Annotated in this window: 21 protein-coding genes and 1 tRNA gene; 8 read left to right on the forward strand and 14 right to left on the reverse strand. The window is 65.0% G+C overall.

The window, feature by feature from the left end; translation table 11 throughout:
* Positions 1-78: 78 nt before the first annotated feature.
* The 3 genes from alaS to EPB08_RS17215 all read left to right on the forward strand — a co-directional run bounded on the left by alaS (position 79) and on the right by EPB08_RS17215 (position 3343).
* Positions 79-2715 (forward strand): alanine--tRNA ligase, encoded by a 2637-nt coding sequence (gene alaS / locus EPB08_RS17205; RefSeq protein WP_130620335.1) that lies wholly within the window; start codon positions 79-81, stop codon positions 2713-2715.
* Between the two features lie 260 nt (positions 2716-2975).
* Positions 2976-3176, forward strand: a complete 201-nt coding sequence (gene csrA / locus EPB08_RS17210; protein WP_130620336.1) for a carbon storage regulator CsrA — start codon at positions 2976-2978, stop codon at positions 3174-3176.
* 74 nt (positions 3177-3250) lie between these two features.
* Positions 3251-3343, forward strand: a tRNA-Ser gene (locus tag EPB08_RS17215).
* A gap of 312 nt (positions 3344-3655) precedes the next feature.
* Here the strand turns inward: EPB08_RS17215 and lpxH are convergent.
* From lpxH to phoR, 5 genes are all read right to left on the reverse strand, one after another.
* The gene (gene lpxH, locus EPB08_RS17220) at positions 3656-4384 is read right to left on the reverse strand and encodes a UDP-2,3-diacylglucosamine diphosphatase (RefSeq protein WP_130620337.1); all 729 of its coding nucleotides are present in this window, start codon (positions 4382-4384) and stop codon (positions 3656-3658) included.
* Positions 4385-4390: 6 nt separating this feature from the next.
* Positions 4391-5101: a peptidylprolyl isomerase gene (locus EPB08_RS17225; protein WP_130620338.1), complete on the reverse strand. Its 711-nt coding sequence runs from the start codon at positions 5099-5101 to the stop codon at positions 4391-4393.
* An 84-nt stretch (positions 5102-5185) separates the two neighbouring features.
* Positions 5186-6703, reverse strand: coding sequence for a Ppx/GppA phosphatase family protein (locus EPB08_RS17230; RefSeq protein WP_130620339.1), 1518 nt, complete (start codon positions 6701-6703; stop codon positions 5186-5188).
* Between the two features lie 73 nt (positions 6704-6776).
* Entirely contained in the window at positions 6777-8879 is a 2103-nt protein-coding gene (gene ppk1, locus EPB08_RS17235; protein ID WP_130620340.1) for a polyphosphate kinase 1, read from the reverse strand.
* Positions 8880-8972: 93 nt separating this feature from the next.
* Entirely contained in the window at positions 8973-10019 is a 1047-nt protein-coding gene (gene phoR, locus EPB08_RS17240) for a phosphate regulon sensor histidine kinase PhoR (RefSeq protein ID WP_229238390.1), read from the reverse strand.
* 9 nt (positions 10020-10028) lie between these two features.
* On the opposite strand from phoR, the gene EPB08_RS21305 reads away from it, so the two are divergent.
* A complete protein-coding gene (locus EPB08_RS21305) occupies positions 10029-10220 on the forward strand; it encodes a hypothetical protein (protein ID WP_229238391.1) in 192 nt (63 codons plus the stop codon).
* A 104-nt stretch (positions 10221-10324) separates the two neighbouring features.
* Here the strand turns inward: EPB08_RS21305 and phoB are convergent, their stop codons facing one another.
* Both phoB and EPB08_RS17250 read right to left on the reverse strand, forming a co-directional pair.
* Complete coding sequence (phoB, locus tag EPB08_RS17245) at positions 10325-11014, reverse strand: phosphate regulon transcriptional regulator PhoB (RefSeq protein WP_038616383.1); 690 nt, start codon at positions 11012-11014, stop codon at positions 10325-10327.
* Positions 11015-11133: 119 nt separating this feature from the next.
* Entirely contained in the window at positions 11134-12819 is a 1686-nt protein-coding gene (locus EPB08_RS17250) for a M48 family metalloprotease (protein ID WP_130620342.1), read from the reverse strand.
* 258 nt (positions 12820-13077) lie between these two features.
* Between EPB08_RS17250 and grxC the strand changes: the two genes are divergently transcribed.
* The 4 genes from grxC to EPB08_RS17270 all read left to right on the forward strand — a co-directional run bounded on the left by grxC (position 13078) and on the right by EPB08_RS17270 (position 16215).
* The gene (gene grxC, locus EPB08_RS17255; protein WP_130620343.1) at positions 13078-13341 is read left to right on the forward strand and encodes a glutaredoxin 3; all 264 of its coding nucleotides are present in this window, start codon (positions 13078-13080) and stop codon (positions 13339-13341) included.
* Positions 13338-13745 (forward strand): carboxymuconolactone decarboxylase family protein, encoded by a 408-nt coding sequence (locus EPB08_RS17260; protein WP_130620344.1) that lies wholly within the window; start codon positions 13338-13340, stop codon positions 13743-13745. Before grxC ends, EPB08_RS17260 begins: the two co-directional genes overlap by 4 nt.
* A 204-nt stretch (positions 13746-13949) precedes the next feature.
* Complete coding sequence (locus tag EPB08_RS17265; protein ID WP_130620345.1) at positions 13950-14966, forward strand: isocitrate dehydrogenase; 1017 nt, start codon at positions 13950-13952, stop codon at positions 14964-14966.
* Between the two features lie 154 nt (positions 14967-15120).
* Positions 15121-16215, forward strand: a complete 1095-nt coding sequence (locus EPB08_RS17270) for a sterol desaturase family protein (protein ID WP_130620346.1) — start codon at positions 15121-15123, stop codon at positions 16213-16215.
* Between the two features lie 6 nt (positions 16216-16221).
* Here the strand turns inward: EPB08_RS17270 and EPB08_RS17275 are convergent, their stop codons facing one another.
* The 7 genes from EPB08_RS17275 to EPB08_RS17305 all read right to left on the reverse strand — a co-directional run bounded on the left by EPB08_RS17275 (position 16222) and on the right by EPB08_RS17305 (position 22350).
* Positions 16222-16689 carry a carboxymuconolactone decarboxylase family protein gene (locus EPB08_RS17275; RefSeq protein WP_130620347.1) on the reverse strand — a complete coding sequence of 156 codons (468 nt, stop codon included), beginning with the start codon at positions 16687-16689 and terminating at the stop codon, positions 16222-16224.
* Between the two features lie 34 nt (positions 16690-16723).
* On the reverse strand, positions 16724-17623 hold the full coding sequence (sigJ, locus tag EPB08_RS17280) for an RNA polymerase sigma factor SigJ (protein WP_130620348.1): 900 nt from the start codon (positions 17621-17623) through the stop codon (positions 16724-16726).
* A gap of 58 nt (positions 17624-17681) precedes the next feature.
* Complete coding sequence (locus EPB08_RS17285) at positions 17682-18626, reverse strand: aspartyl/asparaginyl beta-hydroxylase domain-containing protein (protein ID WP_130620349.1); 945 nt, start codon at positions 18624-18626, stop codon at positions 17682-17684.
* An 87-nt stretch (positions 18627-18713) separates the two neighbouring features.
* Entirely contained in the window at positions 18714-19499 is a 786-nt protein-coding gene (gene thiD, locus EPB08_RS17290; RefSeq protein ID WP_130620350.1) for a bifunctional hydroxymethylpyrimidine kinase/phosphomethylpyrimidine kinase, read from the reverse strand.
* A gap of 9 nt (positions 19500-19508) precedes the next feature.
* Positions 19509-20888, reverse strand: coding sequence for a PhoH family protein (locus EPB08_RS17295; RefSeq protein ID WP_130620351.1), 1380 nt, complete (start codon positions 20886-20888; stop codon positions 19509-19511).
* A 151-nt stretch (positions 20889-21039) separates the two neighbouring features.
* Positions 21040-21501, reverse strand: coding sequence for a peroxiredoxin (locus tag EPB08_RS17300; RefSeq protein WP_130620352.1), 462 nt, complete (start codon positions 21499-21501; stop codon positions 21040-21042).
* 285 nt (positions 21502-21786) lie between these two features.
* Positions 21787-22350 carry a glycine cleavage system transcriptional repressor gene (locus EPB08_RS17305; protein ID WP_130620353.1) on the reverse strand — a complete coding sequence of 188 codons (564 nt, stop codon included), beginning with the start codon at positions 22348-22350 and terminating at the stop codon, positions 21787-21789.
* Positions 22351-22393: the final 43 nt, after the last annotated feature.

Below are 22393 nucleotides of genomic sequence, written 5' to 3' on the forward strand. Positions count from 1 at the left end.
CCGATAGCTGGGGCGGATGAGCGCCGTTGCGGCGCCGTTTCCCGGGCGTGACCTCTCCGCCAGGTCTTCCCCAGCCGCATGAAAACTGCCGAAATCCGCTCGACTTTCCTCGACTATTTCCGTTCGAAAGGGCACACCATCGTGCCGTCCAGCTCCCTGGTGCCGGCCAGCGATCCCACGCTGCTGTTCACCAACTCGGGCATGGTGCAGTTCAAGAACGTATTCCTGGGCAGCGAGAAGCTGTCGTACGTGCGGGCGGCCGATGTGCAGCGCTGCCTGCGTGCCGGCGGCAAGCACAACGACCTGGACTCGGTGGGCTACACCGCCCGCCACCACACCTTCTTCGAGATGCTGGGCAACTGGTCGTTCGGCGACTACTTCAAGCGCGACGCCATCGCCTATGCGTGGGAGCTGCTGACCGACGTCCTCAAGCTGCCCAAGGACAAGCTGTGGGTCACCGTCTATCACACCGATGACGAAGCCTACGACCTGTGGAACAAGGAAGTGGGCGTGCCGGCCGAGCGCATCGTGCGCATCGGCGACAACAAGGGCGCGCCGTTCGCTTCCGACAATTTCTGGCAGATGGCCGACACCGGTCCGTGCGGCCCGTGTACCGAAATCTTCTTCGACCACGGCGAAGGCATCGCCGGCGGCCCGCCGGGCTCGCCCGATGAGGACGGCGATCGCTACATCGAGATCTGGAATCTCGTGTTCATGCAGTTCGATCGCGCGCCCGATGGCACGCTGTCGCCCCTGCCGGCGCCGTGCGTGGACACCGGCATGGGCCTGGAGCGCCTGGCCGCCGTGCTGCAGCACGTGCATTCCAACTACGAGATCGACCTGTTCCAGCACCTGATCAAGGTCGCGGCGGAGCTGACCGGCACCAAGGATCTCGCCAACAAGTCGCTGCGCGTGATCGCCGATCACATCCGTGCCTGCTCGTTCCTGATCGTCGACGGCGTGCTGCCGTCCAACGAGGGTCGCGGCTACGTGCTTCGCCGCATCATCCGCCGCGCGCTGCGCCATGGCTGGATGCTGGGCGTGCGCGGCGATTTCTTCTGGAAGATGCTGCAGCCGCTGGTCGAGGAGATGGGCGAGGCCTATCCGGAACTGGCGCAGAAGCAGGGCTTCGTGGAAGAGGCGTTGCGCACCGAAGAACGCCGCTTCGGCGAGACGCTGGAGAACGGCATGCGCCTGTTCGACGCCGTCGCCGCCAAGGCCAACGGCACGATCCCGGGCGCAGACGCGTTCCGCCTGTACGACACCTACGGTTTCCCAGTGGACCTCACGGCGGATATCGCGCGCGAGCGCGGCCTCACCGTGGACATGGACGGCTTCGAGCAGTCCATGAAGGAACAGCAGGAGCGCAGCCGCGAAGGCGGCAAGTTCGAGGCCAAGGGCCAGATGCCGGCCGAGCTGGCGAGCCAGCTGTCGCCCACCGTCTTCCTCGGCTACGAGGCGCTGACCAGCCAGGGCAGCAAGGTCGTCGGCATCGTGCGTGGCGGCAAGCAGTTCGACGCGCTGGAGGAGGGCGAGGATGGCCTGGTCATTCTCGACCGCACGCCGTTCTACGCCGAGTCCGGCGGCCAGGTGGGCGATACCGGTTCCTTGGTGAATGCCTCCGGCACGCTCGCCGTGGGCGACACGCTCAAGATGGGCGGTGTGTTCTTCGGTCATGCGGGTCGCTGGAGCGGCAAGCAGGCCCTGCGCGTGGGCGATGTGGTCGACGCCAGCGTCGACGGCACGCGCCGCCAGGCGATCGTGTTGAATCACTCTGCCACGCATCTGTTGCACGCCGCGTTGCGCAAGGTGCTGGGTGAGCATGTCACCCAGAAGGGCTCGCTGGTGGCACCAGAGCGCCTGCGCTTCGACTTCTCGCATTTCAAGCCGATGAGCGCAGATGAACTGCGCGAGATCGAAAGCCTCGTCAACGCCGAAGTGCGTCGCAACGAAGCGGCTGAAATCCATCAGATGGGCTACGACGCCGCGATCGAGTTCGGTGCGATGGCGCTGTTCGGCGAAAAGTACGGCGACGAAGTGCGCGTGCTGAAGATGGGCGATTTCTCCACCGAGTTGTGCGGCGGCACTCATGTGGGCCGCACCGGTGATATCGGCCTGTTCAAGATCGTCAGCGAGGCCGGTGTGGCTTCCGGCGTGCGCCGTATCGAGGCGGTGACCGGTTCGGGTGCGCTGGCCTACGTGGCCGATGAAGAGCGCCGCCTGGGCGAGTTCTCCCAGCTGCTGTCGTCCACGGGTGATGACGCCGTGGAGAAGCTGCGCCAGATCTTCGACAAGCAGAAGAAGCTCGAACGCGAACTGGAATCATTGCGGGCCAAGGCGGCGGGTTCGGCCACGGCTGATCTTGCGTCCACGGCGCAGGATATTGATGGCATCAAACTCATCGTGGCTCGTCTCGAGGGCCTCGACGCCAAGGCGCTGCGCGACAGCATGGACCAGCTCAAGCAGCAGCTCAGCGATTGCGTGATCCTGCTCGCAGGCGCGGCCGACGGGCGTGTGTCGCTGGTGGCTGGCGTGAACGGCAAGGCGCTTGGCCGCATCAAGGCCGGCGACGTGGTGGCCCATGTGGCCAGCCAGATCGACGGCAAGGGCGGCGGGCGTCCGGACATGGCCCAGGGCGGTGGTACGGACAGCCCGGAACTCCCCCGCATCCTGAACGGTCTTGCCGGTTGGATCGGTGAGCGTTTGGCTTCCTGAAGCGAAGCTATCGCTCAGACTCCGTTCCCGTTTACGCATTGCACTGCCCGCGGACGCTCGGCTAGTATCAAACACTGCCGACACCGCTGGTTGCGACGGTGTCGACCGACATGGCATCGCAGGGGATGCTAGGTCTGTGAACCGGGGAAGGCGGTAGGGCCTTCGGCGGTAGAATCGTCGAACTGTCCAGACGGTGAAGCTCAGGGGTGAGGCATAACCGTCTGTTGGCCTATGACCAAAGTATTCATGGAGTGGCAAACATGTTGATTCTGACCCGCAGGGTCGGTGAAACCTTGATGATCGGTGACGAGGTGACCGTTACCGTTCTGGGCGTGAAGGGCAACCAGGTGCGAATTGGCATCAATGCCCCCAAGAACGTCGCGGTGCATCGTGAAGAGATCTATCAGCGGATCAAGAACGAGCACGAGCCGGATGCATCCGGCGACGCTGGCGAACACTGACAGGCAATAAAAGCTTTACCTGAAGCGCGCCGGTTAGTATCCTTGCCGGCTCCGCAGTAATGCGGACAAAATTCGGAGAGATGCCCGAGAGGCCGAAGGGGCTCCCCTGCTAAGGGAGTATAGGGTCAAAAGCCTTATCGAGGGTTCGAATCCCTCTCTCTCCGCCAGTAATAAAAAACCCCGGCATGAATGCCGGGGTTTTTTATTGCGTGGAATTCACGGCTGATTATTTTCATCAGCGAACGCGCCTGGAATCGGCACGCGCGCGCCTTGTCTCCGATGTTGATCGGCCTTGAAGCTGATGCGCTTTTCGCGATCGCGAATGTTGCCAGGTAACGGTTGAGACCTTGCCGCCCGGAAGAGGGTGAAGCCGAGCCTTGCTGTCTCTGCGATTCAACGCATCCGGCACGCGTGGCGGCCCGTGCGGAATATTCATCCCAGGGCTTTCGCGCGGGCCGCAGGAGCGGCCGAGGGGCGCCTTATGCGATGGAGAGGCCGCGCAGTTCGCTGCCTTCCGGCGAGACGCGCAGCACCGAGCCGTGTTCGTACCAGTCGCCGAGCACGATGCGTTCGGCGGCTTGTCCATCGATATCGAAACGGTGGACGGCCGGGCGATGCGTGTGGCCGTGGATGAGGCGCGTGACGCCCGCCTTGCGCATGGTGTCGGCCACGGCGTCGGCATTGACGTCCATGATGGTTTCCATCGTGCTGCCCGTATGCGCACGGCTGTCCTCGCGCGCTTTCGCGGCGAACGCACGGCGCGCCGCGAGTGGCATCGAGAGCACCTGCGCCATCCATTCCGGCGTGCGCACCTGTTGGCGCACGGTCTGGTAGGCGACGTCGTCGGTGCAGAGCACGTCGCCGTGCATCAGCAGGGTGGGGCGGCCGTAGAGGTCGTGCATGGTGCCGTCGTTGAGCAGGGTGAAGCCCGCGCGCCTGGCGAAATCTTCACCCAGCAGGAAGTCGCGATTGCCGACCATGAAGTACACCGGCACCCCGCTGTCGCGCAGCGCCCTGGTGGCCTGCGCTATGCGTCCGGGGAGCTCGGCATCGTCGTCGTCACCGATCCACGCTTCGACAAGGTCGCCTAGGATATAGAGCGCATCGGCCGAACGTGCCTCGTCACTGGCGAGGAACTGTTCGAACAGCTGGGTGATCTGCGGACGGCTGTCGTCCAGGTGCAGGTCGGCAATGAACAGCGTGGCCATGAAGCTTCAGCCCTTGCTCTTGGGCTTGTCGGTGCTCTTGGCAGGCGCGGGTGCGGCAGGCTTGTCCGCACCGGTCTTCTCGGCAGCTGGCTTCTGTTCGCTGCCGGCGGCTTCCTCGCCGACGACGTTGGCACTGTCGATCACCACCAGCGGGTTGGGCACGTCGGTCGCAAACGGACCCAGGCCACGCGTGGGCAGGCCGGCGATCTTGTCGACCACGTCCATGCCTTTGACGACCTTGCCGAACACCGTATAGCCCCAGGTCAGCCCGCTCTGGTTGCCGACGAAATCGAGGCGACGGTTGTCGACGAGGTTGAAGAAGAATTGCGCGGTACCCGAATTGGGGTCTGCGGCGCGTGCCACGGCGACGGTGCCGCGCAGGTTGGACAGGCCGTTGTCCGCTTCACTCGGGATGGCCGAACGTGTGCGCTTGGCTTGCAGGTCGCGTGTGTACAGGCCGCCCTGCACCAGATAACCCTGGATGGCGCGATGAAACACGGTGCCGCTGTAGAAGCCGTCGCGCACGTATTGCAGGAAGTTGGCGACGCTCTTGGGCGACTTGTCCGGAAAGAGCTCGATGGTGACGTCACCCTGCGAGGTATGCAGCACTACTTCCGGATGAGGTGCGGCAGCCGGTGTCGTGGCGGGCTTGGCGGCCTGGGCCAGCAGCGCGAGCGGCGACATCAACAGGGCGACGGCGAGCAGGATTCGAGTCATGGCGGGCTGGGCGACGTGTGGCATCAGGACATGATACGCGGCGAAGAGACGCAGTGGGCCGGCTGGAGCAAGGGTCGGTCAGGCTCAGGACGGATGGACTTCCAGTAGCAGGCCCAGCTCGTTCATGGGCACCTGCTCCTGTTCCAGATCGGCCTCGCTGAGCGGGTGCTGCTCCAGCCACGCCGAGGGCAGCACCAGCCGCACGCGGTGGCTGGTGGCCGCCAGCTGCATCTGCGGCAGCGATTCGGCGCGGCGCGCACGGCGGAACAGCACGGCAAGGCGCAACAGGGCGGTGATGTAACGCGCCAGCTGGCGATAGCGTTGCGGCAGCGCGGAGAAGGTGGCCTTGTCCGGCTTGCGGCGATGCGCCTCCACGATGGCCGCGAGCAACTGCTGCTCCTGCCGGGAGAAGCCCGCCAGGTCGGCGTTGCGCAGGATGTAGGCACCGTGGTGGTGGTGCTGGCTGTGCGCAATGGCGAGGCCGATCTCGTGCACGCGGGAAGCCCACGACAGCCACTCGCGCGCCTCGGCATCGAGCTTCCACGAGCGGGCGATCTGGTCGAACAGCATCAACGCGGTCGACTCCACGCGGCGCGCCTGCGCACGATCCACGCCGTAGCGGTTGGCCAGCGCGTCGACGCTGGAAGTGCGCGGATCGGTGCCGCCTGCACGACCGATCAGGTCCCACAGCAGGCCTTCGCGCATCGAGCTTTCGCATACGCGCATGCGCTCGATGCCCAGTGCCTCGAACGCCGCCTCGAAGATCACCACGCCGCCAGCGATCACCGGGGCGCGATCCTCGGTAAGGCCGGGGAGCTTCAGCGTGTTGATCTGGCCCTGGCTAAGCAGGGCGTCGCGCAACGCGGCAATGGACGCCGGCGTGATGCCGTCGTCGGAGAACTTCATGGCCTGCACCACCGAGCCGATGGCCTTGGCGGTGCCGGATGAGCCATAGGCCTCGACCCAGCCCGATTCTCGGTAGTCCTCCGCGAACTGCTGCAGCAGCACGCCGATTTCGTTGTTGGCGCGCTGCCAGCGCTTGCGGTTGAGCTTGCCGCCGGGGAAGAAGCGCAGCGTCGAGGCGATGCAGCCGGCCTGCACGCTTTCCGTGTGCATCGGTGCAAAGCCACGGCCAATGATGAATTCGGTACTGCCACCGCCGACGTCGATCACCAGCCGGCTTTCGCGCGAGGCGGGCAGGTCGTGCGAGCTGCCCAGGAAGATCAGGCGGCCTTCCTCGCGACCCGAGACGATTTCCACGGGGTGGCCGAGTTCCGCTTCGGCGGCGGTAAGAAACGATTGTGGCGAGGCCAGCCGGCGGACGGTGTTGGTGGCGACGGCGCGGACGCGGATCGAGGGCACGCCAGCGATGCGCTGGCCAAAGCGGGCAAGGCAGTTGAGCGCGCGGGCGCGGTGTTCGGCATCCAGCGTGCCGTCGGCGCGCAGGCCCGCGGCCATGCGTACTGTCTCGCGCAGGCGATCGATCACGCGTGGCTCACCGTGCTCCACGCGCGCCACCACCATGTGGTAGCTGTTGGAGCCCATGTCCACGGCGGCGATCAGTTCGCCGTCCTTGATCGGGGTCTGATCGCCTTGGCTCATGCGGGGCTCACGTCGGGCTGCAAGACGTGGATTCTCTCACGCTGGCGCGCTGTCGCGAAGCCGCATGGCCGACTCAGGCGGTGACTGGCACGATCCGATCCAGCAACCATTGCTGGGCGCTATGGGGTAGCTCGTCGCCGGAGCGTGCCCGCGTATAGCGCCCCTTGCCGTCGAGCAGCCAGGCATCGACATTGTCGGCCAGGTAGTTGGCCAGCGTCTCGTCATAGACCCGCTTGGCCAGCACCGGATCGAGGATGGGGAAGGCCACTTCGATGCGGCGCATCAGGTTGCGTTCCATCCAGTCGGCACTGGCACAGTACAGCTCCGGCGCGCCGTCGTTGGCAAACCAGTACACGCGGCTGTGCTCGAGGAAACGCCCGACGATCGAGCGTACGCGGATGCGCTCGGACACACCGGCCAGGCCGGGGCGAAGGGTGCAGGCACCGCGCACGATCAGGTCGATTTCCACGCCGGCCTGCGATGCACGGTACAAGGCCTGGATCACATGCGCCTCGTTGAGCGCGTTGAGCTTGGCGACGATGCGCGCGGGCTTGCCCGCGAGTGCGTGGGCCGTTTCGCGCTCGATCTTCTCCAGCACCTTGCCATACAGCGTGAACGGCGAATGCAGCAGGTGCTGCAGCTCGATCATCGGGCCCAGCCCGGACAGCTGCTGGAAGACCTTGTGCAGGTCCTCGCCGATGCCCGGGTGTGCCGTCATCAGGCCGATGTCGGTATAGCTGCGGCTGTTGGCCTGGTGATAGTTGCCGGTGGACAGGTGCACGTAACGGCGCAGGCTGTCGTCTTCGCGGCGCACGATCAACAGCATCTTGGCGTGCGTCTTGAAGCCCACCACGCCGTACACCACTTGCACGCCGGCTTCCTGCAGGCGCGTGGCGAGGCGGATATTGGCCTCCTCGTCGAAGCGCGCGCGCAGCTCGATGACGACGGTGACGTCCTTGCCGTTGCGCGCCGCTTCCACCAGCAGGTCCACCAGCGGCGTATCGACGCCGGCACGATAGAGCGTCTGCTTGATAGCGAGCACGGCCGGATCCTGAGCCGCCTGGCGCAGCAAATCCACCACCGCGGCGAAGGATTCGTAGGGGTGGTGCAGCAGCACATCGCGCTGGCGCAGCACTTCGAACTTGCAGCGGCTGTCGTTGAAGGCCTGCGGCAGCTGCGGGATGAAGCGGGGGAACTTCAGATCGGGCCGATCGAGGCCGTCGTAGATGGTGCCGGCGCGGATGATGTTGACCGGGCCATCGCAGCGGTAGACGTCGGTATCTTCCAGCTCGAAATTCGCGATCAGCATGGAGACGATGGATTTGGGACAGTCGGCGCCGATCTCCAGGCGCACCGGGCGGGCGTAGCCACGGCCTATGAGTTCCTCGCTCAAGGCGCGGGCGAGGTTGTCGACTTCGGCTTCCTCCACCATCAGCTCGCTGTTGCGGGTCACGCGGAACTGATAGGCGCCGGCCACCTTGAAGCCCGGGAACATCAGGTCGACGAAGCCCTGCAGCAGCTCGGCCAGGAAGATATAGTGCTCGCCGCCGTCGCACACCTCGTCCGGCAGGCGGATGATGCGCGGCAGCGAGCGCGGCGCACGCACCAGCGCCATGTGTCCCTCGCGGCCGAACGCATCGCGTCCCTTCAGCACCACTGCGATGTTGAGGGTCTTGTTGAGGATGCGCGGGAACGGATGCGCCGGATCCAGTCCCAGCGGCGACAGCACCGGCATCACTTCATTCTCGAAGTAGCCTTGCAGCCAGCCGCGCTGCCGCTCGGTCCAGCGCGAGCGGGTCAGGAAATGGATGTTCTCCTCATCCAGCGCGGGGCGAAGCTCCTCCTGCCAGGTGGTGTACTGCTCGGCCACCAGGTCCAGCACGCGCTTGCGGATGCGCGTCAGCAACTCGCCGGAGGAAAGACCATCTGGCCCCGGCGCCGCCGAACCGAACATGTGGTGATGCTTGAGCATGGCCACGCGCACCTCGAAGAACTCGTCGAGGTTGTTGGCCACGATGCTCAGGAAGCGCAGCCGCTCCAGCAGGGGAATGCGCGTGTCGCGGGCCTGGGCCAGCACGCGGAAATTGAACTCGAGCGCCGCCAGTTCGCGGCTGAGGTAGAACTCAGGAGCAGCTCGGTCGGCAACGGGCGAAGGAGTGGCGGGTTTACGGCGCATCCCGCCATTCTGGCCGATGCGACGTTTTGTTACATGGCGCAATGCGGCGGACTGTGACGGCCGTTCAGGTAGCGCCCCGAACGGGTCCGTAGATCAGTCCGGATCATTGCCACCCGGTGCCAGCAGGCGCTCGCCGCTGAACCAGCAGGAGAAGGTGGAGCCCTGGCCAGGCTCGCTCTGGATGTCCAGTCGCGCCTGGTGCAGATTCAGCACGTGCTTGACGATGGACAGGCCCAGGCCGGTGCCGCCGCTTTCGCGCGAACGGCTGGACGACACGCGGTAGAAGCGCTCGGTAAGGCGAGCCAGGTGCGTGGCCGGGATGCCATAGCCGGTGTCGCTCACCGAATACACCGCGCCTTCCGGCGTGCGGCGCCAGCGCACCGTGATACGGCCACCGGTGGGTGTGTAGCGCACGGCGTTGCTCACCAGGTTGGAGAACGCGCTGTGCAGGTCTTTCACCGAGCCGAGCAGGTCGGCTTCGGCAGTGCACTCCACGGTGATCTGGTGGCGCCCCTGGCTCAGCGCCTCGGCTTCCTTGCGGATCGTGGCGAGCAGCGGCGTCATCTGCACGCGCTCGTCCTGCACGTGCTCCTGGGTTTCCAGGCGCGATAGCGTCAGCAGATCTTCGACGATCTGGCCCATGCGCTTGGATTGCGCGCGCATCTCGTTGAGCACGGGGGCGAGTTCGGGCACGTCTTCCGGGTCGATCAACTCGAGATAGCCGTGGATTACCGTGAGCGGCGTGCGCAATTCGTGCGACACGTTGGCCACGAAATCGCGGCGGATCTGTTCCAGCCGGGTGAGGTGGCTGATGTCACGTGCGAGCAACAAACGCTGGCGGCGACCGAACGGCAACAGCGTGACATTGATGTGTCGATTCGGATGGCCCGGCGCCGCCACGTCGTTGAGCGGTTCGCGCGCGCCTTCCTTCAGCCACGAGGCGAGTTCGGTCGTGCTGAGACGCTCATCCAGATGCGCGCCACGATCCTGTGGGCGACGCAGGCCCAGCAGCTCTTCGGCGGCATGGTTGAACCAACGGACGTGCTGCTCGTTGTCGAGCAGGACGACTGCATCCGGCAGGCTGCCGGCGGCGCTGCGCAGGTCGCGCAGACTGGAGGCGATGCGGCGGGAACGCGTCATGAAACGGTCATGCTGAAGGGAAGTCACCGAGGAACTCTGCGTCATCATGAGCTGCGCTTGATGACGGATTTGGGTCAGAAGCAAGACGATTTCCGCGATGGCAACCAGCGCCACGCCCGTGGCGACATGGCCTCCCGCAAACCAGCCGATGACGCCGCCCACAAGCCATCCGGCGACCATTGCGGCCGGCAGCTTCCATGAGCGGTCGAAGAGATAGGGCATGGGCGGTCAGTCATGAATGCCGGGCTGGCGGTGCGCCAGCATCGGCAAAAGCCTGCTTGCCCGCAATAGCGCTGTCGGGCGCCTCAGGGGCTGGCGGAAAAACGGTAACCCGCGCCACGGACCGTCTGAACCATGTCATCCAGCTTCCATGGTTCAAGCGTCTTGCGCAGGCGGCGGATGTGCACGTCCACCGTGCGTTCTTCCACGTACACGCTGCCGCCCCATACATGGTCGAGCAGCTGTGCGCGTGAGTAGACACGCTCCGGATGCGTCATGAAGAAATACAGCAGGCGATATTCGGTCGGCCCGATGGTGACCGCGTCGTCGCCGGCAAACACGCGATGCGCGGGGCCGTCGATGCGCAGGCCGCCGAGTTCGACCATGCCCGAGCCGTCGTCGCCCTGGCTGCGGCGCAGTACCGCCTTGATGCGGGCTACGAGTTCGCGGGTGGAGAACGGCTTGACGACGTAGTCGTCGACGCCGGCTTCCAGGCCGTTGACGCGATCCATCTCCTCACCGCGCGCGGTGAGCATGATGATCGGTACTTCGCGGCTCAGCTCCTCCTTGCGCAGGCGACGGGCCAGTTCTAGGCCACTGGTACCGGGCAGCATCCAGTCGAGCAGGATGAGATCCGGCACCTGTTCGGCGATGGCGAGCTGGGCAGCACGGGCGTCGGCAGCGTGGATGGCGTCCATGCCCGCCTTGCGGAGGGCAAAGGCGACCATGTCGCGGATCGAGGCTTCGTCTTCGACGATCAGAATGCGTTTGTGCACGCGTGGGGTCCGCTTGGGGGCCTATGACGCAATTATTGCAACGGGGAAATGTTACGCCGCGATGACATTTCACGTCAGCGCAACGTGACGGCAGTGTCTCGCCGTCACGGAACGAAGGTTCAGCGGCTGGCCTCGCGGGCGCTGAAGCAGACCCGGCCCTGGCAGTTGGAGCCATTTTGCAGGGGTTGCTGGCTGCGGCCGTCGGGGTTGTCGTCGGTCTGCACCCGGCGCTTGCGGAGCTCCATCACCAGCGGCGTCAGGTCGTTGATGCGGGCCTGGATGCGGGCGCGGGCGTAGTAATCGAGGTCGGGGCGCTTCAGCAGGTTCTTGAGCTGCTCCATGGCGTCGAACGGCCGACCGGAGAGGTAGGACGCATCGGCATAGGCTTCGCCGGCGCGTACCGTATCGCCGGCTTTGTCGCTGGCGCGGGCGTACGTCCGATAAAGCTCAGGCTCGTCGTTGTTGTCGAGCATGGGCATCAGCATGGTGGCCGCCTGGCGGGCATCGTCCTGGCTACCACCTTCGATGAGGGCCTTGGCATAACCCAATGCGATGGCGCGGTTGCGCGGCGATTGCCGGTTGAGGTCGGCGTACAGGGTCAACGCTTCCGCGCGATGCCCCGCCTGCAGCTTGGCATCGGCCATGGCCAGGCGCAGCACCTGGTTGTCCGGGTGCGCCGTCAGCAGCGGCTGCAACTCGTCGATGGCCTTGCTGCCGTTGTTGCTGCGTATCAGCGCGAGTGCGTAGCCGTAGTGATTCGACGGAACGTCGAAACTGCGGTCGTTCTTCAGGCTGGATGCGTAGTACGACGTCATCTGGCCGGGGTCGTTGGACAGCACGCGCACGCGTTCGCGCATCAGCAGGAAGTTGTCCACGCCGCCCTTGCCGTCGTGGTTGGTGAGGGACGTAGGGTCCTTCACGAAGGCAATCGGGGCGGTGCTTTTTTCCCATTGCGTCTTGTCCAGCGTCGAACCCGCCGGTCGTTCTTTCTGCCTGGCGATCAAGGTACCCGCGCGTGCCTTGGCATCGCTGATGCGGTCCATGGTCACCGGGTGGTCCTGCAGCAGCGCGGGCGTGTCGCCCAGGTCGCCGCCGCTGCCCACGCGCAGCGTGTCTTCCATGCGCCCGAAGAAGGACGCCATGGCGCTCGGGTCGTAGCCGGCGTTGGCCAGGGTCTGGATGCCGGCGCGGTCGGCTTCGATTTCGTCCTTGCGGGTGAAGTTGATCTGGCGCTGCATCAGCAGGCCCTGGCCGCCCATCAGGATCGCGCCTGCCGCGTCGCCGGCCCCGGCGCCCGCGCCTGCGGCGATGGCGCCCAGCAACACCAGCGCCATCAGTGGCGTGTCCTTCTTGGATGCCTCGAACGCGCGTTGCAGATGGTTCTGCGTGATGTGGCCGATTTCGTGGGCAATCACGCCGGCCAGCTCGCTCTCGTTGTTGGTGAGGACGATCAGGCCCGAGTTCACCGCGATATAGCCACCAGGGGCGGCAAACGCGTTGATGATGTTGTCCTTGGCGATGAAGAACTGGAAATGGTCCTTGGGCTTCTCGCTGCCGGACACCAGGCGATAGCCAAGATCGTTGATGTAGTCGTCGAGCAGGGCGTCGTCGAGCACCATGTCGAGCGCGCGCATTTGGCGCAGCATGGCGGCACCGTAGTCCTGCGCTTCCTGCGGGGAGATCAGCGCATTGGCCGAGCTGCCCAGGTCGGGCAGCCGCACGTCGCGATCCTGGGCCTGGGCGCTAAGCGTCAGGCCGGCGCAAACCAGCGCCGTCAGCAGGCGGGAAGGCAAAAAACGGGTCATGGGCATCCTGTCCCGAAAAGCGGTGTCGACATGCGTTTTGCTGTCCTTGGATCGCCCCCGCGCCAATCGGCCGGTCTGGGGTGGCAACGGAATCCTGGGGCCTTGGGAACGGGGCGTGGTGCCATTCGCATAGGTCAGCGACAATACCATTGTGAGACACCCGTCCGGGGTGTCAGTTCAGTAACTATTGGCTTGTTTCAAAGTGCGGTTGCCCCCATTTTGAAACAGTCGTATTAATTTTCGGTTCCGGAGTTTGTCGTGCCCAAGATTGAGGTCTATTCCACTGCGGTGTGCCCTTACTGCGTGTCCGCCAAGAACCTGCTCAAGTCCAAGGGGCTGGAATGGAGCGAAGTGCGCATCGACATGGATCCTACGCAGCGCGAGGTGATGCTGGCGCGCAGCGGCGGCCGTCGCACGGTGCCGCAGATCTTCATCAACGATCACCACGTCGGCGGCTTCGACGATCTGGTGGCCGCGGACCGTAGCGGCAAGCTCGCCGAACTGCTGGGAGCTGCCGCATGAGCAAGCCCACCGACGAGCAGGCCGGCAAGGACCGCGTGGCGGAATTCACCGCGTTCCGCCACCGCATGAACGAACGGATCCTGTCCGAAGACAACCAGGTGGTGCGCCGCTTCTTCGCGCTGGACACCCAGACCTACAAGCCCGGCGCCCTGGACGTGAAGACCAAGGAGCTGCTGGGCCTGGTTGCCTCCATGGTGCTGCGCTGCGACGACTGCATCAGCTACCACGTCGCCCAGTGCAAGGAAGCCGGCGTGACGCGCGAGGAATTCTTCGAGACCTTCAGCGTAGGCCTGGTGGTGGGCGGTTCCATCGTGATCCCGCACCTGCGCCGCGCGGTGGATTTCCTCGACCAGCTCGAATCCGGCGATGGCGCAGCCGCGTCGGATTGCTCCAGCCACGGCTGAGCCCCGGGACAGCGGAGCGGCTGCCTCCTTGCCGCTCCGTTGACGCATGCGAGTTTATTCAATGCTGCATGCGAGGATTTGCAACGGCCGCCGGGGCTTTCGCTCTGGCCGCTCGGTGCGGCATGGGGGATAATTGAAGGGATTTATGGCCCTGACGTCCCCCGCTTCAGGGTTGCAAGATTCTTATCCCCCAAGGAGTGTCCCATGAGCAAGACCATTGCCGTGATTCCGGGCGACGGTATCGGCCCCGAGATCATGAACGCCACGCTGCGCGTGCTCGACGCCCTGGACTGCGGCCTGTCCTATGAGTTCGTCGATGCCGGCATGGTCGCGCTGGAAAAGAGCGGCGATCTCCTGCCGCAGCCGACGCTCGATTCCATCGCCAAGCACAAGGTGGCCCTCAAGGGCCCGCTTACCACCCCGGTGGGCGGTGGCTTCACCTCGATCAACGTGACCCTGCGTCGCCACTTCGACCTGTACGCCAACGTGCGTCCGGCGATCAGCTTCCCGGGCACCAAGGCGCGCTTCGAGAACATCGACATCATCACGGTGCGCGAAAACACCGAGGGTGCGTACCTGTCCGAAGGCCAGACGTTGTCCGAAGACGGCGAGACCGCCATCTCGATGGTGCGCAACACTCGCAAGGGTTCCAGCCGCATCGTTCGCTATGCCTTCGAGCTGGCCGTGAAGAAGGGCCGCAAGAAGGTCACGGCCGTGCACAAGGCCAACATCATCAAGACCGCTTCGGGCCTGTTCCTCAACGTGGCGCGCGAAATCGCCAAGGAATACCCGCAGATCGAGTTCAACGAGATGATCGTTGACAACGCCTGCATGCAGCTGGTGATGAAGCCCGAGCAGTTCGACGTGATCGTCACCACCAACCTGTTCGGCGACATCCTGTCCGACCTGTGCGCCGGCCTGGTCGGTGGCCTGGGGCTGGCCCCGGGCGACAACATCGGTACCGAGGCGGCGATCTTCGAAGCCGTGCACGGCTCGGCACCGGACATCGCCGGCAAGGGCATCGCCAACCCGTGCGCGCTGCTGCTCGCCGCGGCCGACATGCTCGATCACCTCGGCATGGTCGACAAGGGTGACAAGGTGCGCAATGCGATCCGCGACACCATGACCAACGACCGCGACAGCGTCACACCGGACATCGGCGGCAAGGGCACCACGGACACGTTCGGCGACGCCATCGTCAAGCGCGTGCGCGCAGCCTGAGGTTTCCGCTTCCGCTGAAAAAGCCCCTCGCAAGAGGGGCTTTTTTTGTGCGCGTCAATCATTGGCAAGCGCAGAATCGTGCGCCTGCAATTGCCAAGATCATGCTGCCGGGCCGGCCTTAGAATGAGGGTCTGTGTTGTGGGACCGATGCACGATGGCTGCCCTGGCCAACTTGTGGTCCGTGGCTTTGGACTGGACGACGCTGCATGCCGTCGATCCGGCCCTGAGTGTGCTGCACCTGTCGTGGCTCCAGGGCCAGGCTTCCGGGATCGCCCGCTACTTCCTGCTCACCTCGATACAGGTCGCCGTCATCGCCGCGGTGCTGCGGCCGCTGGAAGACGTGTGGCCGGCGGAGCGCTGGTCGCAGCGCCGGACCACAGCGATCGATTGTCGTTACACGCTGATCAAGCTGTTCGTGGTGTTGCCGCTGTTCACCTACCTGGTGCTGTTCCCGCTCAACCAGTGGATGGGCGGTGACAGCGAGGGTGACGGGGCCGGCCTGGTGAGCCTGCAGCAGGGCGTACCCTGGTTGCGCGAGCATCCAGTGGCGCTGTTCCTGGTCTATTACGCGATCTACGATTTCGTGCTGTATGTGGTGCACCGCCTGCAGCACGGCATCCCGTGGTGGTGGGCATTGCACAGCCTGCACCACAGCCAGCGCCAACTGAGTTGCTGGTCGAACGATCGCGATCACTATCTCGACGATTTGCTTGAAGCGCTCATCGTCGCTGCGGTAGGTGTGGCGATCGGCGTGGCGCCGACGGACTATGCGTTGCTGGTGCTGTTCGGCGAGCTGTTGCAGAACCTCGGGCACGCGAACATCCGCCTGCATTTCGGGCCGGTGCTGGGGCGCGTGCTGGTCGACCCGCGCTACCACCGCTTGCATCACATGCGCGTCGATCCGGATCGCCCGACGCTGCACGCCTGCAACTACGCCTTCATTTTCCCGATCTGGGACATCCTGTTCGGCACGGCGCTCTATGGCGAAGCGTCACGGCCCACCGGCGTATGCGATCCCATGGTCAATGCCGACAATCGCTACGGCATCCTCGCCCAGCAATGGATGACGCTGCGCCGGTGGTGGGGCGCGATCCGTTGCCGCGCCGGCTGGATGCCGGGCGACGTGGCGTTCGACGAGCGCTACCGGCCCGTGTCCGTCCGGCATATCGATCTTCATGCGCTGGAGAGGAGCGGGCGGCCGTTGCAGGCCGCCCGGGGTGCGCGGGATCCGGTGTCCGGTCCTGCCTGACTCGCGTCAGGCGGCCTGCCTTGCCGCCGGACGATAGCTGCCGCCCGGCGTCTGGAAGGCCACGTTGATCCGGTTCCAGGTATTGATGAGATTGACGGCCAGCGTGAGGTTCAGCAGTTCTTCCTCGCTGAAGGAGGCGAGGGCGCGCTGGTAGACCTCGTCCGGAACGCCGTCCGCGCCAAGGCGTGTCACCGCTTCGGCCCAGGCGAAGGCGGCGCATTCGCGCTCGCTGTAGATCGCGGGCGCTTCGCGCCAACCGGCAAGCATGTAGAGGCGCTGCTCGGTTTCGCCGGCGGTGCGCGCATCCTTGCTGTGCATGTCCAGGCAATACGCGCAACCGTTGATCTGCGACACGCGCATCTGCACGAGCTCGACCAGCGACGCCTCCAACCCGCACTTGTGCAGCGCCACGCCATAGTCGAGCAGGGGCTTCAGGGCCTGGGGATACTTCATGATGGAAAAGCGCTTGGACATGACGAACTCCTTGGAATGCGGCCACAGTGGCCGCTCATGACAAGGACGTGCGTCCCAGCGGATTCGTGACAGCTTCGAGTCGAGCGAGCTTTTCCGGGTTGCGCAGCGAGTGGATGCTGGTGATGTGCTCGCCGTCCGTTTCGATCCAGGCGACCGTCGCGAGCTTCGCATCCACCCAGGTGAGCAGGGCCGGCGCGCCATTGATCCATTGCAGGCGATGCACGATGGACAGGCTGCGATAGCGCTCCGCGATGATCGAATACAGCCGTACGACGCGATCGCCGCCATGCAGCGGCCGCAACATGGCGCTCACCTTGCCGCCGCCATCGGCGAGATGGACCGCATCTTCGGCAAACAACGCCTGCAGCGCCGGCACATTGGCCTGTTCCAGCGCGTCGCGAAACTTTTCCAGCAGGCGCCGCTGCGCGTCGGGCGAATGCGTGAAGCGGGGGCGGCCCTCACGCAGCCGTTGGCGCGCGCGGTGCACGCGCTGGCGGCAGGCGTCTTCGGCGATCTCCAGCATCGTGGCCGCCTCGGCGTTGCTGTAGTCGAAGACCTGGACGAGCAGAAACGCGGCGCGCTCGTCGGGGCTGAGGCGTTCGAGCAGCGCCAGGAAAGAGAGGTTGAGGCTCTCCACACGCTCCAGTTGCGCCTCGGGCTGGTCCACATCGTCCACCAGAGGCTCAGGCAGCCACGGGCCGGTGTAGTGCGCACGCTCGGTCTTGGCGCGACGCAGGCGGTCGAGCGCGATGCGCGTGGTGACCGTTACCAGCCATGCCTCCGCATCGTCGAGCGCACCCTTGTCCTGCTGGTGCCAGCGCAGCCAGGCATCGTGCAGTACGTCTTCGGCATCGGCCTGCGTACCGAGCATGCGGTAGGCCAGCCCCAGCAAACGGGGCCGGTGTTGCTGGAAGAGGTTGGTGGCGTGGTCCATGGAGGATTCCTTGGGAGGCTCCACTCTAGGACGCACGAGGCCCGCCTTTCGTGACCGGTCAGTGCACCAGCGGCCAGGGCGCCAGGAAGATGAGCCAGATCAGGAACAGCATGCCCACGTACTTCACGGCGCGGAACAGCTTAGGGTGCTTCTTCTTGAATACCCGGTTGCGCTCGCGGCTGCGCTGGTTGAGCGCGAACACGCGGTTGACGAAGCCGGTCTTCTCTTCCGGCGATTCGGTATTGGGCGAGGCGGTGATTTTGCCCATGAAGGCACCCACGCGGTGATTGATCGCGTTCATGAAGCGCGTGCGCAGCGGGCGCTCCACGTCGGCGAACAGGATCACGCGGGTCTGGTCGGTGCGGTTTTCGGCCCAGTGCACGTAGGTTTCGTCGAATACGACGTCCTTGCCGTCACCCCAGCTGTGGATCTCGCCGTCGACGAAGATGCGGCAATCCTCGGAGTTGGGCGTGATCAGGCCCAGGTGATAGCGCAGCGAGCCGGCAAACGGATCGCGGTGCGGGTTGAGCTTGCTGCCCGGCGGCAGCAACGCAAACATCGCGGCCTTGACGCTGGGGATGGCGTTGAGCAGTTCCACCGTCTTCGGGCACAGCGTGTGGGCGGACGACAGCGGTTCGCCGTACCACTTCAGGTAGAAGCGCTTCCAACCCTGCTTGAAGAAGCTGTTGAAGCTGGCGTCATTGTGCTTTTCCGCCGCGCGGATGTAGCCCTCGTCGAACAGATGCAACGCTTCCTCGCGGATGGCCTGCCAGTTCGCCTGCAGCAGATCGAGCTGCGGGAATCCGCGGCGGTCGAGGATGGGCGTGGCCGGTACCGCCGAGAAGGCATACATCAGCAGGTTGTACGGCGCGAACACGGCCGAGTGATCCACCAGCTGGCGATCGAAGCGCAGCTTTGCGCGGCCACGCAGATGCACCAGCAGCACGCAGAGCACGAACACCAGCAACACGATCAGCAGGACGAGGCGCGGGGCAAGAATCATGGGTCAGGACGCGGCCGTAGGGCGAAGTACCCATTGTAGCGCCTGGCCCGCCCCGGGCCCGCGGTCCGGTTCAGCTACGGGGCGGATTCAGTGGCCGAGCACGTGCACCGGGCCGCCGCCAGGGCGATAGCCTCGCGCCAGGGCGCGGTGGACGTAGGCCACGGCGCGGCGAACGGCGGAGCGGGGCGGATGCCCGTTCGCCAGCTCCGCGGCAATGGCAGAGGCCAGCGTGCAGCCGGTGCCATGGCCTTCGATGGGGAGGCGAGGATGGCGCAGCTCCATCACGCCGCGGCCGTCGTAGAGGCGATCCACGACTTCGCGTTCGCTGGAGTGCCCCCCCTTCAACAGGACCGCTGTCGCACCCAGGCCCAGCAGCGACTCGCCGGCCTTGTCGTAATCCTTGGGGCTGCGCAGCTTGCGCCCGAGCAGTGCCTCGGCTTCGGGCAAGTTCGGCGTCAGTATGTCTGCGAGAGGAATCAGTTCGTCCACCATGGCTTGCACGGCGTCTTCGTCGAGCAGGCGCGCGCCGCTGGTCGAAATCATCACCGGATCCACCACCAGCCATGCCGGCTTGCGCGTGCGCATGTCCTTGGCCACCAGTCGCGTGACCGATGCGCTGCCCAGCATGCCGGTTTTCACCGCGCCGATGGGGAAGTCATCGAACACCGCTTCGAGCTGGCTGTGGATGTGCTTGAGCGGCACCGTGTGCACCGCCGTGACGCCGCGGGTGTTCTGCGACGTAATCGCCGCGATGACGGACAAGCCATGCACGCCACGCGCGTGGAACGTCTTCAGATCGGCCTGGATACCCGCACCACCGCCGGAGTCGGAGCCGGCGATGGTGAGGGCGATGGGTGGGGATGTGCGAGACATCCCGCGAGCTTACAGCGCCTCGGAGGCGAAATCCGCCAGACGCGAACGTTCGCCGCGACGCAGGGTGATGTGCGCCGAGTGTTCCCAGTGCTTGAAGCGGTCCACGGCGTAGGTGAGGCCGGACGTCGTTTCCGTGAGGTAGGGCGTGTCGATCTGCTCCACGTTGCCCAGGCACACGATCTTGGTGCCGGGGCCGGCACGGGTGATCAGCGTCTTCATCTGCTTGGGCGTGAGGTTCTGCGCTTCGTCGATGATCAGGTAACGCGACAGGAAGGTGCGGCCGCGCATGAAGTTCAGCGAACGGATCTTGATGCGCGAAGCGAGCAGGTCGTTGGTGGCCTGGCGTCCCCAGCTGCCGCCTTCCTCGGGATTGGCGAGCACTTCGAGGTTGTCGGTGAGCGCACCCATCCACGGCGTCATCTTTTCTTCCTCCGTACCGGGCAGGAAGCCGATGTCCTCGCCGACCGACACCGTGGCGCGCGTCATGATGATTTCGCGGTAGCGCTGCTGATCCATCACCTGCGCCAGGCCCGCTGCCAGCGCGAGCAGGGTCTTGCCGGTGCCGGCGGTGCCGAGCAGGGTGACGAAATCAACGTCGGGATCCATCAGCACGTTGAGCGCGAAATTCTGCTCGCGGTTGCGTGCGGCGATGCCCCACACGCCGTGGTTCGCGTGGCTGTGGTCATCCAGCAGCACGAGCGTGGCCTTGGTGTCGTCCACGCGCAGCACGCGTAGTTCCACGCTGTTGTCTCCGGGCAGGAACAGGCACTGGTTGGCGTACCAGTCCTCGTCTTCATGCCGGTCGAGCTTGTAGAAGGTGCGCCCGCGCTCGTTCCACGACTGCACTTCCGGATGGCGGTCCCAGAAATCCTCGGAGAGCTCGGTCGAGCCGGTATAGAGCAGGGTGAAATCGTCGAGTGCGCGATCGTTCTGGTAGTCCTCCGCATGAATGCCGTAGATCTTGGCCTTGATGCGAAGGTTGATGTCCTTGGTGATCAGCACCACGGCGCGATCGGGGTTCTGGTCGCGCAGCTCGATCACTGCGGACAGGATCAGGTTATCCGCCTTGCCGTGGCCGTTGGTGGTGCGCTGCTGGAAATACAGCCGGCCCACTTCGTTGCCGCGCTTGAGGTTGACGCCCTCGGGGTTGATCAGTTCAAGCCCGTTGCTGATGCCATGGCCGTTGCCATGCTCGATCAGTTCATTGAGGAAACGGCTGACCTGGCGGCCGTTGCGTGAGACTTCCGAGCCGCCTTTCTTCTTGTCGTCCAGCTCCTCCAGCACCGTCATGGGTATGAAGATGTCGTGTTCTTCGAAACGGAACAGCGAGGTCGGATCGTGCAGCAGGACATTGGTGTCGAGAGCGTAGATGCGCTTGCTTCCGGTCATACGGAAGAAACCTCTTGTGCGTGCGAGGTGAGTGAACTGCGGCGCTGGGTACGCCGCGGGAAGCCGGCCGTCAGGGCCGGGATGCCGAGCGCGGCGTTTCCCGATCGCCGCGGGCGGCGACGGGAAACACGGCGGGAGGCGGGGGCGTCGATCACTTGGCGGGAATGGCGTCTAGCACGGCCTGGGCGTGTCCGGTGACTTTCACGTTTCGCCATTCCTGGACCAGCCTTCCTTCGGGATCGATCAGGAAGCTACTTCGTACGACACCCATGTGACGTTTTCCGTACAGCACCTTCTCGTGGATCACGTCGAAGGCCTGGCACCAGGTTTCGTCGGGGTCGGAGACCAGCGGGAACGGCAGCTCCTGCTTGGTGGCGAAGTTGGCGTGCGATTTCACCGAGTCGCGCGATACGCCGATGACTTGCGCGTGGCGCTTCTGGAACTTCGGGTACAGGTCGCGGAAATCCTTCGCTTCGTTGGTGCAACCGGGCGTGCTGTCCTTCGGATAGAAGTACACCACGACCCATTGGCCCTTCAGGCTGTCGAGCTTCAGCTCGCTGCCGTCACCGGTAAGGCCTTTGAGTTTTGGGGCTTTCTTGCCAACTTCGGGCATGGGTTCTCCTGCGAAGCCGGGACCGGCTTCGACGCATGGCGGGAATCGAGGGGGAAACGGGCAGCGAGTGGAGACGTGCCGGCGGGAAGCGAGTGCCCTGCGATCGGTGCCGCTCGATCCGCTCGTTGCATGCGCGCTCTCCGGTACTGCCTGGAGACAGAGACTAGCGCTTGCGACGACGAATGAAAGCCCTTGCGTGGGATGTCGCCAAGGGGCATTCTCAAGGACCCGATGCCGGCCCCGCAAAAACGGATTTCACGGCGTCGCGTGCAGCTAACGCGTGGATCAGAACTTCACTGGATCCATGATCGCGTCGAGGTTCAACCCGTCGCAGAATTCCAGGAAATCGTCGCGTAGCGCGGCGATGTGCGTCGCTGCCGGAATGCCGATGGTGATCTGCGCCTGGAACATGTCCGCGCCCGTCTGCATGGCCTGGTAGCGCAGCGAGCTGAGCTGTTCGATCACGATGTCGCGGCGGTCGAAGAAATCGATGATCTTCACCAGGATGCCCGGTCGATCGGCCGAAATGACTTCGACCAGGTAAGGCAGCAGGTGCGAATGATGCTCGCGCGGACCGGTGCGGTAGTGCACCAGGCGCAGGTCCTCGTCGCGTGCCAGCTTGGTCAGGGCGGATTCCAGCTTGGCCACCGCGTCCCATGCGCCCGTGGCGAGCAGCGTCAGCGACGTGTCCGGGCCAAGGGTGGCGACCCGTGCGTCGGCCAGGTTGCAGCCGGCCTCGGCGATGCGCTTGGCCAGCGTGAGCAGCGGCGTCCGCGGAGAGGGGGTCAGCGTCTGGATCAGCAGCTGGTTGTCAGTGCCGGTACGCGTGGAGGAACGATTCAAGGAGATCCGCCTGTGGCAGCCCCCGCAGCGGCGGGGGACGATCGGTCTC

Origin of the sequence: Dyella amyloliquefaciens (genome assembly GCF_004296575.1) — a bacterium.
Lineage (GTDB): Bacteria > Pseudomonadota > Gammaproteobacteria > Xanthomonadales > Rhodanobacteraceae > Dyella > Dyella amyloliquefaciens.

What these genes read in the sequence shown, in the direction of transcription:
- EPB08_RS17285 (WP_130620349.1), bottom strand. Translation starts at nt 18,626, where the DNA reads ATGATTCTTGCCCCGCGCCTCGTCCTGCTGATCGTGTTGCTGGTGTTC.
- EPB08_RS17265 (WP_130620345.1), top strand. Translation starts at nt 13,950, where the DNA reads ATGAGCAAGACCATTGCCGTGATTCCGGGCGACGGTATCGGCCCCGAG.
- thiD (WP_130620350.1), bottom strand. Translation starts at nt 19,499, where the DNA reads ATGTCTCGCACATCCCCACCCATCGCCCTCACCATCGCCGGCTCCGAC.
- EPB08_RS17270 (WP_130620346.1), top strand. Translation starts at nt 15,121, where the DNA reads ATGGCTGCCCTGGCCAACTTGTGGTCCGTGGCTTTGGACTGGACGACG.
- phoR (WP_229238390.1), bottom strand. Translation starts at nt 10,019, where the DNA reads ATGACGCGTTCCCGCCGCATCGCCTCCAGTCTGCGCGACCTGCGCAGC.
- sigJ (WP_130620348.1), bottom strand. Translation starts at nt 17,623, where the DNA reads ATGGACCACGCCACCAACCTCTTCCAGCAACACCGGCCCCGTTTGCTG.
- EPB08_RS17260 (WP_130620344.1), top strand. Translation starts at nt 13,338, where the DNA reads ATGAGCAAGCCCACCGACGAGCAGGCCGGCAAGGACCGCGTGGCGGAA.
- EPB08_RS17225 (WP_130620338.1), bottom strand. Translation starts at nt 5,101, where the DNA reads ATGACTCGAATCCTGCTCGCCGTCGCCCTGTTGATGTCGCCGCTCGCG.
- EPB08_RS21305 (WP_229238391.1), top strand. Translation starts at nt 10,029, where the DNA reads ATGCTGAAGGGAAGTCACCGAGGAACTCTGCGTCATCATGAGCTGCGC.
- ppk1 (WP_130620340.1), bottom strand. Translation starts at nt 8,879, where the DNA reads ATGCGCCGTAAACCCGCCACTCCTTCGCCCGTTGCCGACCGAGCTGCT.
- csrA (WP_130620336.1), top strand. Translation starts at nt 2,976, where the DNA reads ATGTTGATTCTGACCCGCAGGGTCGGTGAAACCTTGATGATCGGTGAC.
- EPB08_RS17275 (WP_130620347.1), bottom strand. Translation starts at nt 16,689, where the DNA reads ATGTCCAAGCGCTTTTCCATCATGAAGTATCCCCAGGCCCTGAAGCCC.
- EPB08_RS17230 (WP_130620339.1), bottom strand. Translation starts at nt 6,703, where the DNA reads ATGAGCCAAGGCGATCAGACCCCGATCAAGGACGGCGAACTGATCGCC.
- EPB08_RS17250 (WP_130620342.1), bottom strand. Translation starts at nt 12,819, where the DNA reads ATGACCCGTTTTTTGCCTTCCCGCCTGCTGACGGCGCTGGTTTGCGCC.
- EPB08_RS17300 (WP_130620352.1), bottom strand. Translation starts at nt 21,501, where the DNA reads ATGCCCGAAGTTGGCAAGAAAGCCCCAAAACTCAAAGGCCTTACCGGT.
- EPB08_RS17295 (WP_130620351.1), bottom strand. Translation starts at nt 20,888, where the DNA reads ATGACCGGAAGCAAGCGCATCTACGCTCTCGACACCAATGTCCTGCTG.
- alaS (WP_130620335.1), top strand. Translation starts at nt 79, where the DNA reads ATGAAAACTGCCGAAATCCGCTCGACTTTCCTCGACTATTTCCGTTCG.
- lpxH (WP_130620337.1), bottom strand. Translation starts at nt 4,384, where the DNA reads ATGGCCACGCTGTTCATTGCCGACCTGCACCTGGACGACAGCCGTCCG.